This is a genomic window from Polymorphospora sp. NPDC051019 (genome assembly GCF_040683055.1).
Lineage (GTDB): Bacteria > Actinomycetota > Actinomycetes > Mycobacteriales > Micromonosporaceae > Polymorphospora > Polymorphospora lycopeni.
The window spans coordinates 58931-72368 of sequence record NZ_JBFBCH010000015.1 but is presented as its reverse complement, the minus strand read 5'-3'; the positions used below and the strand labels follow the sequence as shown (position 1 = coordinate 72368).

The window sequence follows — 13438 nt, the reverse complement described above, 5'->3', positions numbered from 1 at the left end:
TGCTCGGTCATCGAAGAACGTCCCTGGCCCGGATAGATCCCCGTGATCAGGGAGTTCGCGGTCCGCCGCGCCGGCGACCCGCCCGACATACTCCCTGATCACGGCGATCCTCGGCGGCTCCGGGGGTGGAACGGCCGGCGGGTGCCCGGGGTCACCGGGCACCCGCCGGGCGCGGTCAGCGCTGTCCGGTGTCGGAGACCTTGACCGTGCAGGTGGCGGTCGCCCGCACCGTCGGGTCGCTCTCCGAGACGGCGGTCAGCGACACGGTCGCGGTCGGCGTCGAGCCGGGTTCCCGCGCGACGTAGACGGTCACGCTGTCACGCTTGTGGAACGGGATCGCGGTGACCTCGTTGTAGAGTTCCGCGTCCCAGCCGGCGCCTTCGGTGGTGACGCTGAGCCGGTAGATGTCGGCCCGCGCCATGTCCTTGACGTCGGTGGGGTGCGTCGCGCGGTCGAACGAGACCGGCTTGCCGGAGTTGATGACCGGGAAGGTGCACCGGGCGGCCTTGCCGGGCTTGTGGCGGCCGGCCTTGCCGTCGTTGACCTGTACGCCCCGGGTGTGCGGGCCGGCACCGTCGAGCGAGCGCACACCCACGGTGTACGTCCGCACGCCGTCGGCGTCGTGGTTCAGGTCGATGATGTAGAAGTGCAGCCGGTTGTGCGGGTCGACCCACTCGAACTCGGTGCCGGAGTTGGTGCCGACGTTGAAGGTGGCGTCGTTGAGCTGGCGCGGGTCACCGGGTACGACCATCCGCGGCGTACCGTCCGGCTGGTAGAAGTCGACCATCCCGATGTCCTCGGGCTTGGGGTCGATCGTCCAGGCGAAGCAGGTCGCGGTGCCGCAGTTGGTGGCGCGCGGCTTGGTCTTGTTGATGATGACGCCGTTGCCGGGGATGTACGAGTCGACGCCGATCTGCTGCACCGTCTCGATCGTGTAGTGCGTGTAGTCGCTGTTGCCGGCGCAGTTGACGCCGCCGGTCGACGGGTGGCACGACGGGGTCCGGTCGACCGGCGCGGCGCCGTCGAGGGTGACCCGTACGCCGAGCAGTTCGTCGGCCAGCGGCCCGGCGGCGCGGGCGCGGACCTTGGCCACGACGAGCCCGGACTGCTTCAGGCCCTCCCGGCTCAGGTCGACGATGTCGGCCTCGGAGATCAGTCCGAGCTGGAGCTTGTTGCGGATGTTGTGGTGCGGGCCGACGGTGGAGCCGCCGTCCGCGGGGACCTTCCAGCGGGTGTGCATGCCGGTCGGGCCGTTCCACGAGCCCTGGCTCATCATGTCCCACTGCCCGGTGAAGGTGCGCTGGGCGGGGACGGCGAAGGCGCCGTTGTAGTTGTCGCCGATGCCGAGGATGTGGCTGAACTCGTGGGCGTACCCGGCGGTGCCGGACGACTCGGCCATGTTGCCCGAGCGGTTGCCGGCGCTGGCCCAGGTGAACGAGCCGGCCGCCCAGGACGTCCACGGGATGTAGCGGGTCTTCATCGCGTTGGGCATCTTGTTCTCGGGGTCGAACTCCGCGGGCGGTCCCCACGCGTCCGGCACGTCCTCCGGCCCGTTGAACATCATCTCGCCGAAGACCTGCCAGGCGGTCGACTCGTCGAGGCCGGCGCCCATGTAGAACACCTGGTCGTACGAGTTGGCGACCTCCTCACCGACGTCGGCGACCCAGGCGGCGCGGGCGTCGCGGGCGAAGTTGCCGTTGCAGGTGAAGTTGGGCGGGCAGCTCTCCGCGTCGCCGTACGGCGCGTTGCCGTACTCGAAGTGGTTACGCGGCATCCGGTACGAGCCGTACGAGGTGAGGTCGACGCCGTACTTGCCGTACGAGACCTCCATCCAGTACGAGTTCAGCGTCTGGCCGTGGTTGAGCTTGCCGGGCTTGTTGAGCAGGTCGCGGTAGAACTCCGGTACGTCGTCGCGCGGGATGTCGCCGACGCCGATCGGGTTACCGAAGATCGTCGAGCCCTCGGGCTGGGTGATCTGGAACGGCATGTTCGGGTAGTCGAGGACGACGAGTGCGGCGTTCCACTTGTCGACGGTCGGCTGCCGGTTGGGGTCGGTCCAGTCGATGCCGGGGACCGGCTTGAAGTCCTCCCAGGTGAGGTCGTACTGGTTGTCCCAGTCCTGGGGGTCGAGCGGGGTGATCTTCGGGCTGTACTCGGGCACGGTCGCACCGGCGGGTTGCGGGTGGACGATGGCGCCGACAGCGAGGGCGGCGACGAGTGTCACCGCACCCAGCCGACGCCTGGATCTGCCGTTCAGAGCCATGCGGTCTCCTCTCGGGGGTGGTGGATGCGTGGCCCCCGTTGACACGCATGAGCCTCGGGCAGAGTTGAGTGAGGCAGTAATATTGTAGTGTCACCCACCACCTCTCACAACACCCTTTCAGCTAGGCAGTGATCCCCCTCCATGACAGCTCAGAATCCCTATCGATGAGCCAAACCAGGGCTCGATCACGATTCAGATACGATAGTGCAATTGCACATCGCACACGAGCTCTGACATGGTTAGGTCCTTCCACATGGCCGGCGGTAAACCGGCTACCGGCGCCTTAACCAGGGCGACCGACCGGCGAGCGTCGACACGGGGCGGGGTGGCGCCCGACCGGACCGCGGCGCGCCCCCAACGCTGGGACAACCAAGGAGAACGGAATGCGTATAACCGGCAAACTACGCCCGGTTGTCGCTCTGACGGCTACTGCTGCCCTCATCGCGGGTTGCAGCGGCTCGGGCGACAGCTCCGATCGCGACGGTGACCGTAAGACCTTCATCTTCGGCGCATCGGACGACCCCAAGACCCTCGACGCGGCCTACGTGTCCGACGGTGAGTCCTTCCGGGCGATCTTCCAGATCTACGAGACCCTGGTCGCCCTCGAGCCGGGCGGCACCGAGGTCGTCCCCTCGCTGGCCACCGACTGGACGATCAGCGACGACGGCCTCGCCTACACCTTCAACCTGAAGCCGAACGTCAAGTTCCACGACGGCGAGGCGTTCAACGCGGCGGCGGTCTGCTTCAACTTCGACCGCTGGTACAACTTCAAGGGCGCCCAGCAGAACGGCGACATCTCGTACTACTGGCAGACGATCTTCGGTGGCTTCGCCACCAAGGACAACGACTCGGTCCCGGAGACCAGCCGGTACAAGTCGTGCGAGGCCACCAACGACACGACGGTCACGCTGAACCTGGCCCAGCCGTCGTCGGCGCTGCTCGCCGGCCTGGTCCTGCCCGCCTTCTCGATCGCCAGCCCGAAGGCGATCACCGACGGTGGCACCGACGTCACCGTCCAGGGTGACTCGATCTCCTACAGCGGCGGCTTCGGCTCCACGACCGTCGCCGGCACCGGCCCGTTCAAGTTCGTGAGCTGGGAGCGCGGTGACCGCCTCGTCCTCGAGGCGAACGAGGAGTACCACGAGGGCCGGCCGAAGCTGGACGAGATCATCTTCCGGCCGATCGCCGACGCCACCGCCCGTCTCCAGGCCCTCCAGGCCGGTGAGATCGACGCGTACGAGGGTGTCGCGGCCGCCGACGTCGCCGCCGTGGAATCGGCCGCCCAGGTCGTCTCCCGGCCGGCGTTCAACGTCGGTTACGTCGGCTTCAACAACAACATCCCGCTGCTGAAGAACCAGAAGATCCGGCAGGCGATCGCGCACGCGCTCAACCGCCAGGGTCTGCTGGACGCCCAGTACCCGCAGGGCGCCGAGGTGGCCAACCAGTTCCTGCCGCCGTCGCAGTGGGGCTACAACAGCACCATCACCGGCTACGAGTACAGCGAGGAGAAGGCGAAGCAGCTCATCGCCGAGTCCGGCGAGACCAACCTGACGCTGGAGTTCTGGTACCCGGCCAACGTCTCCCGGCCGTACATGCCGAACCCGCAGGCGGTCTACGAGTCCTTCGCGGCCGACCTGGAGAAGGTGGGCTTCACCATCGTCCCCAAGACGGTGCCGTGGACCCCGGACTACCTGCAGAACATCCAGAGCGACAACCTGGGCCAGCTGTTCCTGCTGGGCTGGAGCGGTGACTACGCCGACCCGGACAACTTCGTGGGTACCTTCTTCCGCGAGAACAACCCGCAGTTCGCCCTGAACGAGCCGAACATCCAGGGCAAGCTCAACCAGGCGCTGGCCGAGACCGACCAGGCCGCCCGCCAGGCGCTGTACGAGGAAGTCAACCAGCTCCTGTTCGAGTACATCCCCGGTGTGCCGTTCGTGCACAACCAGCCGCTGCTCGCCCTGGCCAAGGACGTCACCGGCTACACCCCGTCTCCCGTGAGCCTGGAGTACTTCAAGCTCATCGACCTCGGGAGCTGAACCGACGTGCTGCGCTTCGTCTTCCGACGACTGATCCAACTCGTCCCGATCCTGCTCGGGCTCTCGATCCTGCTGTTCGCGTGGGTACGCGCCCTGCCGGGTGGTCCCGCTCAGGCTCTGCTCGGGCAACGGGCGACGCCGGAGGCAGTCAGGGACATCGAGGTGCAGCTCGGCCTGGACCGCCCGCTGTGGGAGCAGTACCTGCAGTTCCTGTGGCGGGCGGTCCGGCTCGACTTCGGCGCGTCACTCCAGACCGGCCAGCCGGTCGTCGACGAGATGATGCGCCGGTTCCCGGCGACGATCGAACTCGCCCTCTGCGCGCTGCTGATCGCGGTCGCGATCGGCATCCCGCTCGGCTACCTGGCCGCCCGCCGGCACGGCACCTGGGTCGACCACGTGGTCGTCTCCGGGTCGCTGCTGGGCGTGACCGTACCGATCTTCTTTCTCGCCTACCTGCTCAAGTTCGTCTTCGCGGTGCAGCTCGGCTGGCTGCCGACCGCCGGCCGGGCCGACGCCCGGGCCCGGACCGAGCATCCCACCGGCTTCTACGTCCTGGACGGGATAATCACCGGTGACCTCGGCGCCAGCTGGGACGCGATCACACACCTGATCCTGCCGGCCCTGGCACTGGCGTCGATCCCGCTCGCGGTGATCGTCCGGATGACCCGCGCCTCGGTGCTCAACGTCCTCAACGAGGACTACGTACGCACCGCCGAGGCCAAGGGCCTGCTCGCCGGCACGATCACCCGCCGCCACGTACTGCGCAACTCGATGCTGCCGGTGACCACGGTCATCGGTCTGCAACTGGGTGTGCTGCTCGCCGGCGCGGTGCTGACCGAGACGGTGTTCGCGTTCGCCGGCGTCGGCAAGTTCATGGCCGACGGCATCGTCGAACGCGACTTCCCGACCATCCAGGGATTCATCCTGGTCATCGCCGTCATCTACGTCGTGGTCAACATGATCGTCGACCTGGTGTACGGCCTGCTCGATCCGCGGGTGAGGGTTTCATGAGCGTTACCGAAGCCGGTTCCGTCCCGGTCGGAAAGGCACCACTCGAAGCCGGGAAGCCGGACACCGACTCCCGCCCGCCGGCCCGGGGCCTGCGCGGCGAGGCCGCCCGCCGGTTCTTCCGCAACCCGATGGCGATCGTCGGCCTGGTCCTGATCGCGATCTTCGTGACGGTCGCGATCCTGGCGCCGTGGATCGCCCCGTACTCGCCGAAGGACAACTCCTGGCTGTCCGAGGTCCGCCCCGGCGTCTACCCCGGACCGTCGGCCGAACACTGGCTGGGCATCGACCCGCTGGGCCGCGACGTGTTCTCCCGGCTCGTCCACGGCGCCCGGCAGTCGCTGCTGATCGGTGTGGTGTCGCTGACCCTCGGCGCCACCGCCGGGGTCTTCCTGGGCCTGCTGGCCGGCGCGTTCGGCGGCTGGGTCGACACGGTCGTCATGCGGTTCGTCGACATCATGCTCTCCGTACCCGGCCTGCTGTTCGCCATCGCGGTCGCCGCGATGCTCGGCCAGAGCCTGACCTCGGTGATGATCGCCATCGCGGTGGTCAACGTCCCGATCTTCGCCCGTCTGTTGCGCGGCGAGATGCTCGGCCAACGCACCGCCGACTACGTGCTCGCGGCGAAGTCGCTGGGCATCTCCCGGGCGGGCATCGTCTTCCGGCACGTGCTGCCGAACTCGTTCACCCCGATCCTGGTCCAGGGCACCCTGACCCTGGCCCTGGCGATCGTGGAGGCGGCCGGCCTGGCGTTCCTCGGCCTGTCCGGCAGCGACCCGTCCACCCCCGAGTGGGGCCGGATGCTCAACGACGCGCAGAGCACCCTCGCCGCCGCCCCGATGCTGGCGTTCTACCCCGGCCTGGCGATCGTCCTGGCCGCGCTCGGCTTCACCCTGGTCGGCGAGTCGCTGCGGGAAGCCCTCGACCCGAAGATGCGGCGGTGACCCGATGAGTTTCCTCCAGGTACGCGACCTGACCGTGACGTTCCAGCGGTCCGGTCACCCACCGGTGCGGGCCGTCGACGGGCTCACCCTCGACGTGGCCGCCGGCCAGTCGGTCGGCATCGTCGGCGAGTCCGGGTCCGGCAAGTCGGTGACCTCGCTGGCGATCATGGGCCTCCTCCCCCGCCGCGGCGTCAAGGTCACCGGCCAGGTACGCCTCGGCGACCGGGACCTGACCGCCCTCACTCCGCGTCAGATGCGCGACGTACGGGGCAGCGAGGTCGCGATGATCTTCCAGGACCCGATGACGTCCCTGAACCCGGTGATCACCGTGGGCCGCCAGCTCACCGAGGTGATCACCCGGCACTCGCAGGCGTCCAAGGTGGACGCCCGCCGGGAGGCCGAGTCGCTGCTGCGCCGGGTCGGCATCCCCGATCCGGCCCGCCGTCTCGGCGAGTACCCGCACCAGTTGTCAGGCGGCATGCGCCAGCGCGTCATGATCGCCATCGCGATCGCCTGCCGGCCCAGGCTGCTGATCGCCGACGAGCCGACCACCGCCCTCGACGTGACCATCCAGGCGCAGATCCTCGACCTGCTGCGCGACCTCGTCAGCGAGAGCGGCTGCGGCCTGATCATGATCACGCACGACCTGGGCGTCGTCGCCGGCCTGTGCGACGAGGTGCACGTCATGTACGCCGGCCGGGTCGTCGAGTCGGCGACCGCCACCAACCTCTTCGGGCGGCCGTCGCACCCGTACACCGACGGCCTGCTGCGCTCCATCCCCCGCATGGACGACGACCGCGGCGCCGCCCTGCACACCATCCGCGGCTCGGTACGCGACCTGGTTCCCTGGGACCGCGGCTGCGCGTTCCAACCCCGCTGCGACCGGGCGGTCGACGCCTGCCTGGCCGGCCCGCCGGCGGTGACCGACGTGTCGGTGACCTCGCCGCACCGGGCCCGCTGCATCCGGCCGGTCAACGTCGCGGCCTCCTCCACCAGCGTCAGCAAGGCGAAAGGCGGTGTCCGGTGAGCCTGCTCGAGGTACGCGACCTCAAGGTGCACTTCCCGATCAAGGCGGGCACGCTCTTCCAGCGGACCACCGGTGCGGTCAAGGCCGTCGACGGCGTGGACCTCGACGTCGACGCCGGAAAGACGTTCGGCCTGGTCGGCGAGTCCGGCTGCGGCAAGTCCACGCTCGGCCGGGCCATCATGCGGCTGACCGAGCCGACCAGCGGCTCGGTCACCCTCGACGGCCAGGACCTGCTGGCGCTGAAGGAGCGCCCGCTGCGGTCGCTGCGGCGCACCTTCCAGATGGTCTTCCAGGACCCGATGGCCAGCCTCAACCCGCGGCAGAACGTCGAGTCGCTGCTCACCGAACCGCTGCGGGCGCACAAGATGCCCGGTGGCGCGGCCGGGCACGCCAAGCGGATCCGCGAACTGCTCGACGTGGTCGGCCTGCCGTCGTCGGTGGTCAACCGCTACCCGCACGAGTTCTCCGGCGGCCAGCGGCAGCGGCTCGGCATCGCCCGCGCCCTGGTGCTGAACCCGCAGCTGGTCATCGCCGACGAGCCGGTCTCCGCGCTCGACGTGTCGATCCAGGCCCAGGTGATCAACCTGCTCAAGGAACTGCAGGAGCGGTTCTCGCTGACCTACCTGGTCATCGCGCACGACCTGGCGGTGGTCCGGCACATCAGCGACACCGTCGCCGTCATGTACCTGGGCACGATCATCGAGCAGGCGTCGTCGGAGACCCTCTACCGTACGCCCATGCACCCGTACACCCGGTCGCTGATGAGCGCCGTCCCGGTGCCGGACCCGTCGGTCGAGGTGGCCCGCAAGCGCATCCTGCTGCACGGCGACCTGCCGTCGCCGGCCAACCCGCCCAGCGGCTGCCGCTTCCACACCCGGTGCCCGTGGCGGCAGGCCAGCCGCTGCGACGACGAGCGGCCGGTGCTGCGCGAACTCGCCTCCGGGCACAAGGTCGCCTGCCACTTCGCCGAGGACATCGAGGCCGGCCGGATCCAGCCGCGGACCGACGGCGCCGCCGCCGACCCGGCGCCGGTCAAGGTCGCCGAGCAGCCGGACGAGATCGAGGAGCCGGTGGAGGCCGCGAACCTGGCTACCGGAAGACGGCCGAATGCCCTCTGAGCACACATCCGGCACCGTCCATCTGCACCGCCCCGGGGTCAGTCTCGTCATCGACGCGGCCGGCCCCGGACTGCCGGAGATCAGGCACTGGGGGCCGGAACTCGGCGACGCCGACGCGGCGTACGTCGCCCGGCGACCCGACGAGCCGTCGGCGATCAACACCCCGGACCCGGCGGTGCCGGTGGCGGTCCTGCCCGAGGCCGGCACCGGCCACATGGGCCGGCCCGGGCTGCGCGGCCACCGGGCCGGCGCCGCCTGGTCGTCGGCGTTCACGCTGACCGCGACGAGCGTGACGGCGGACGCCGCCACCTTCACCGCGCTGGACGAACGCACCGGGCTCGAACTCGTCACGCACGTCGAGCTGGCCCCGTCCGGCCTGGCCCGGCTCCGGCACACCGTCACCAACACCGGCGGCACGCCGTACACGGTGGACGCGCTCGAGGTGGCGGTGCCGGTGCCGGCACACGCCGACGAACTGCTCGACTTCACCGGGCGCTGGGCCCGGGAACGCCACCCGCAGCGCCGCGCGTTCGACCACGGTGCCTGGGTACGGGAGAGCCGGCGGGGCCGGACCGGACACGACGCGACGATCGGGCTGGTCGCCGGCACCCGGGGCTTCGGCCACCGGACCGGCGAGGTGTGGGCGGTGCACGTGGCCTGGAGCGGCAACCACGTGACGTACGCCCAGCGGCTGCCCGAGCGGCGGTCCACGCTGGGCGGCGGTGAACTGCTCCTCGCCGGCGAGGTGATCCTCGCACCCGGGGAGTCGTACGAGTCGCCGTGGCTGTACGCGGCGTACAGCGGCGCCGGGCTGGACGGGATCGGCGCCGCCTTCCACGGCTGGCTGCGCTCCCGGCCGGGCCACCCGGACGCCCCGCGCCCGGTGGTGCTCAACACCTGGGAGGCGGTCTACTTCGACCACGACATCGACCGGCTGCGCGGCCTCGCCGACGTGGCGGCCGACCTGGGCGTGGAACGGTTCGTGCTCGACGACGGCTGGTTCACCGGCCGCCGCGACTCCAGCGCCGGCCTCGGCGACTGGTACGTCGACCCGGACGTGTGGCCGGACGGCCTGCACCCGCTGGTCGACCACGTCACCGGCCTCGGCATGGAGTTCGGCCTGTGGGTCGAACCGGAGATGGTCAACCCGGACTCGGCGCTCTTCCGGGCCCACCCGGAGTGGGTGCTGCGCCCCGCCGACGGGGTGCTGCCGCCGCCTGGCCGCCGCCAGCAGGTGCTCGACGTGTCCCACCCGGACGCGTACGCGTACCTGCTGGAACGGCTCGACGACCTGCTGCGCGCGTACCGGATCGCGTACCTGAAGTGGGACCACAACCGGGACCTGGTCGACGCCGGCCACCACGGCCGCGCCGCCGTACGCGAGCAGACCCGAGCGGTCTACCGGCTGCTGGCCGAACTGCGCCGCCGGCACCCGCACGTGGAGATCGAGAGCTGCTCGTCCGGCGGCGCCCGGATCGACCTGGAGGTGCTGGAGCACACCGCCCGGGTGTGGGCCAGCGACTGCAACGACGCCCTGGAGCGGCAGGCGATCCAGCGCTGGACCGGCCTGTTCGTGCCGCCCGAACTGGTCGGCGCGCACGTCGGCCCGCCGCGCTCGCACACCACCGCCCGTACCCACGACCTGTCGTTCCGGGTGGCGACCGCCGTCTTCGGGCACTTCGGCCTGGAGTGGGACGTCACGACCGCGACGGCCGACGAACGGGCCGCGCTGCGGACCGCGATCGCCGGCTACAAGGACCTGCGGCCGGTGCTGCACGGCGGCACCGTCGTCCGCGGCGACCACCCCGACCCGGCCGCCTGGGTGCACGGCGTCGTCGCCCCGGACCGGGCCACCGCCGTCTTCGCCTACGTGCAGCTCGCCACGTCGGTCGACGCCGTACCGGCACCGTGGCGGATGCCCGGCCTGGACCCCGACCGGGTCTACCGGGTCACCGTCCTGCCGGAGTTCGGCCGGCCGGCGACGACCGGCCGGATCGACCCGGCGTGGTACGGCTCCGGCCCGGTCGAGGTCGGCGGGCGGGTGCTCGGCACGGTCGGGCTGCACCCACCGGTGCTCGCCCCCGAGCAGGCCCTGCTGGTCCGGCTGGACGCGGTCGGGCCGGCCTCCGACGGAGGTGTGCGATGACCGCCCCTGACGTGCTGGTGATCGGTGCCGGCGTGGTCGGCGCCGCCTGCGCCTGGTATGCCACCAGGGCCGGGCTGCGGGTCACCGTCGTCGACCGGGGCCCGGTCGCCGGCGGCACGACCGGGGCCGGCGAGGGCAACATCCTGGTCTCGGACAAGCCGCCCGGCGCGGAGCTGCGGCTCGCCCAGCTCTCCTCCGGCCTCTGGCGCGACCTGGGCGAACAGGTCGGCGGCTTCGAGTACGAGCCGAAGGGCGGCGTGGTCGTCGCGTCGGCGGCGGAGACCCTGGACCAGTTGGGGACGCTCGCCGACGACCAGCGCGGCGCCGGCGTCGAGGTCACGATGATCGGACCGGACGGGCTGTCCGACTACGAGCCGCACCTGAACCCGGCGCTGGCCGGTGGCGCGTACTACCCGCAGGACGCCCAGGTCCAGCCGGCGCTCGCGGCCGCCCGGCTGCTGCGCGCCGCGCGGGCCGCGGGCGCGCGACTGCGGTCCGGGGTCGAGGTGCGCGGCCTGCTGCGCGACGGCGACCGGGTGACCGGCGTACGCACCGGCGACGGCGACCTCGCCGCCGGCGCCGTGATCAACGCGGCCGGCACCTGGGGCGGCGAGATCGCCCGGCTGGCCGGGATCGACCTGCCGGTGCTGCCCCGGCGCGGCTTCATCCTGGTGACCGAGCCACTGCCGCGCATCGTGCGACACAAGGTCTACGCCGCCGAGTACGTCTCCGACGTCGCCAGCGGTGACGCCGATCTCCAGACGTCGCCGGTGGTCGAGGGGACGCCGGCCGGGCCGGTGCTGATCGGGTCGAGCCGGGAACGGGTCGGCTACGACCGCACCCTGTCGGTGCCGGCCCTGCGGGCGGTGGCCGCGAAGGCGATCGGGCTGTTCCCGGTGCTGGCCGGGGTGTCGGTGATGCGGGCCTACCGCGGTTTCCGGCCGTACTGCCCCGACCACCTGCCGGTCATCGGCCCGGACCCGCGGGCGCCGGGGCTGCTGCACGCCTGTGGCCACGAGGGGGCCGGTATCGGCCTGTCCGCGGCGACCGGGCTGCTGCTGTCGCAGGTGCTGACCGGCCGGGACACCGAACTCGACCTGACCCCCTTCCGACCGGAGCGGTTCGCATGACCGAGCAACGCGAGGGAATCGACCGGCTCAGCCCGCGGTCATGCGGCCGCCGAGCGAAGCGAGGTGCCGCATGACCGAGCAACGCGAGGACTTCACCTTTGACGACCGGCGGGTCGGTTTCACCGCCGGGCAGACCGTCGGTGCCGCCCTGGTCGGGGCCGGAATCCGGTCCTGGCGCACCACCCGGGTCGAGGGCCGTCCCCGGGGCGTCTTCTGCGGCATCGGGGTCTGTTTCGACTGCCTGATCACCATCGACGGCGTACCGAACCAGCGGGCCTGTCTGGTCCCGGCGCAGCCGGGGATGGCGGTCCGTACCCAGGAGGGTGGTGGCCGTGACCAGCTCGCGGTTTGACGTCGCGGTCGTCGGGGCCGGCCCGGGCGGGCTGGCCGCGGTGACGGCGGCGGTCGCCGCCGGGGCCCGGGTCGCCGTGGTCGACGGGGCCGGGCAGCCGGGTGGGCAGTACTGGCGGCATCCGGCCGGCGACCTCGACGCGGTCGCCGACCTGCACCACGGGCTGCGGACGTTCCGGGCCCAGGTGCGGGCGACCGACGCGGCGACCACGTTCTTCGGCCATCAGGTGTGGACGATCGAGAAGGTGGCCGCCGGTTTCGTCGTACGGGCGGTGGCGGGCGGCACCGAGGTCGAGATCGCGGCGGCGACGCTGGTCCTGGCCCCGGGCGCGTACGACCGGCAGTTGCCGTTTCCCGGCTGGGACCTGCCCGGCGTCTACACGGCGGGCGGGGCGCAGGCGCTGCTCAAGGGCAACCAGGTCCTCGCCGGCCGGCGGGTCGTGGTGGGCGGGACGGGGCCGTTCCTGCTTCCGGTGGCGTCGGGGCTGGCGGCACGCGGTGCGAAGGTCGCCGGGGTGTTCGAGGCGAACTCGCCGCTGGGCTGGGTACGCCGGCTTCCGGCGGTGCTGCCGGTGGCCGGCAAGCTGACCGAGGGGGCGGGTTACACGGCGGCCCTGGCCCGGTACCGGGTGCCGTACCGGTCGCGGCACGCGATCGTCGCGGCGCACGGCACGGACCGGGTGACGGCGGTGACCGTGGCCCGCCTCGACCGGGACTGGCGGGTGGTCGCCGGTTCGCGGCGGCGGGTCGACTGTGACGCGGTCGCGGTCGGCTGGGGCTTCACGCCGCAACTGGAGCTGCCGTTGGCGGTCGGGTGTGCCACCCGGGTCGACGTCGACGGGTCGGTGGTGGTGGAGGTCGACGCGGCGCAGCGGTCGTCGGTGCCCGGCGTGTACGTCGCCGGGGAGGCGTGCGGGGTCGGCGGGGCCGCGCTGGCCACCGTCGAGGGTGCCGTCGCCGGCCGGGCCGCGGCCGGGGAGGCGACCGGCCGGGCGGCGGGCGACGGTGGGGTGCCGCGCCGGCTGGCCGGGCAGCGGAGCCGGTTGCGGGCGTTCGCGGCCGCGATGCACCACACCCATCCGGTACGCGACGGCTGGCGGGAGTGGCTGACCGACGAGACGCTGGTGTGCCGCTGCGAGGAGGTGTCCGCGGGGCGGTTGCGCGAGGCGACCGACGAGCTGGGTGCCACCGACGCGCGGTCGGCGAAGCTGCTGAGCCGGGCCGGGATGGGCTGGTGCCAGGGCCGGGTCTGCGGTTACGCGACGGCGTGCCTGGTGGCGGCGCAGTGCGGCCGGCCGGCCAATCCGGGTTCGGCCGCGGAGCGGCCGGTCGCCGTACCGATCACGTTGGGTCTGCTGTCCCAGGAGCCGGGAACCTGACCGTGGCCAGGCAATTTCCGTCAGTGACGTCAG

The 13438-nt window shown here is 71.6% G+C and carries 10 protein-coding genes; 9 read left to right on the top strand and 1 reads right to left on the bottom strand.

Features of this window, described 5'->3' with window-relative positions; genetic code table 11:
• Nucleotides 1–175: 175 nt before the first annotated feature.
• On the bottom strand, nucleotides 176–2263 hold the full coding sequence (locus tag AB0M79_RS24215) for a M6 family metalloprotease domain-containing protein (RefSeq protein WP_364217616.1): 2088 nt from the start codon (nucleotides 2261–2263) through the stop codon (nucleotides 176–178).
• Nucleotides 2264–2646: 383 nt separating this feature from the next.
• Between AB0M79_RS24215 and AB0M79_RS24210 the strand changes: the two genes are divergently transcribed.
• The 9 genes from AB0M79_RS24210 to AB0M79_RS24170 all read left to right on the top strand — a co-directional run bounded on the left by AB0M79_RS24210 (nucleotide 2647) and on the right by AB0M79_RS24170 (nucleotide 13405).
• Nucleotides 2647–4302: an ABC transporter substrate-binding protein gene (locus tag AB0M79_RS24210; RefSeq protein ID WP_364217614.1), complete on the top strand. Its 1656-nt coding sequence runs from the start codon at nucleotides 2647–2649 to the stop codon at nucleotides 4300–4302.
• Nucleotides 4303–4308: 6 nt separating this feature from the next.
• On the top strand, nucleotides 4309–5313 hold the full coding sequence (locus AB0M79_RS24205) for an ABC transporter permease (RefSeq protein ID WP_364217612.1): 1005 nt from the start codon (nucleotides 4309–4311) through the stop codon (nucleotides 5311–5313).
• Complete coding sequence (locus tag AB0M79_RS24200; protein ID WP_364217610.1) at nucleotides 5310–6254, top strand: ABC transporter permease; 945 nt, start codon at nucleotides 5310–5312, stop codon at nucleotides 6252–6254. Before AB0M79_RS24205 ends, AB0M79_RS24200 begins: the two co-directional genes overlap by 4 nt.
• A gap of 4 nt (nucleotides 6255–6258) precedes the next feature.
• Nucleotides 6259–7281, top strand: a complete 1023-nt coding sequence (locus tag AB0M79_RS24195) for an ABC transporter ATP-binding protein (protein ID WP_364217608.1) — start codon at nucleotides 6259–6261, stop codon at nucleotides 7279–7281.
• Nucleotides 7278–8399, top strand: a complete 1122-nt coding sequence (locus tag AB0M79_RS24190) for an oligopeptide/dipeptide ABC transporter ATP-binding protein (RefSeq protein ID WP_364217606.1) — start codon at nucleotides 7278–7280, stop codon at nucleotides 8397–8399. The genes AB0M79_RS24195 and AB0M79_RS24190 overlap by 4 nt, the downstream gene beginning before the upstream one ends.
• Nucleotides 8389–10545 carry an alpha-galactosidase gene (locus AB0M79_RS24185; protein WP_364217604.1) on the top strand — a complete coding sequence of 719 codons (2157 nt, stop codon included), beginning with the start codon at nucleotides 8389–8391 and terminating at the stop codon, nucleotides 10543–10545. The genes AB0M79_RS24190 and AB0M79_RS24185 overlap by 11 nt, the downstream gene beginning before the upstream one ends.
• Nucleotides 10542–11675 (top strand): FAD-binding oxidoreductase, encoded by a 1134-nt coding sequence (locus AB0M79_RS24180; protein WP_364217602.1) that lies wholly within the window; start codon nucleotides 10542–10544, stop codon nucleotides 11673–11675. Before AB0M79_RS24185 ends, AB0M79_RS24180 begins: the two co-directional genes overlap by 4 nt.
• A gap of 70 nt (nucleotides 11676–11745) precedes the next feature.
• Nucleotides 11746–12027, top strand: a complete 282-nt coding sequence (locus AB0M79_RS24175; RefSeq protein ID WP_364217600.1) for a (2Fe-2S)-binding protein — start codon at nucleotides 11746–11748, stop codon at nucleotides 12025–12027.
• On the top strand, nucleotides 12008–13405 hold the full coding sequence (locus AB0M79_RS24170) for an NAD(P)/FAD-dependent oxidoreductase (RefSeq protein ID WP_364217598.1): 1398 nt from the start codon (nucleotides 12008–12010) through the stop codon (nucleotides 13403–13405). The genes AB0M79_RS24175 and AB0M79_RS24170 overlap by 20 nt, the downstream gene beginning before the upstream one ends.
• Nucleotides 13406–13438: the final 33 nt, after the last annotated feature.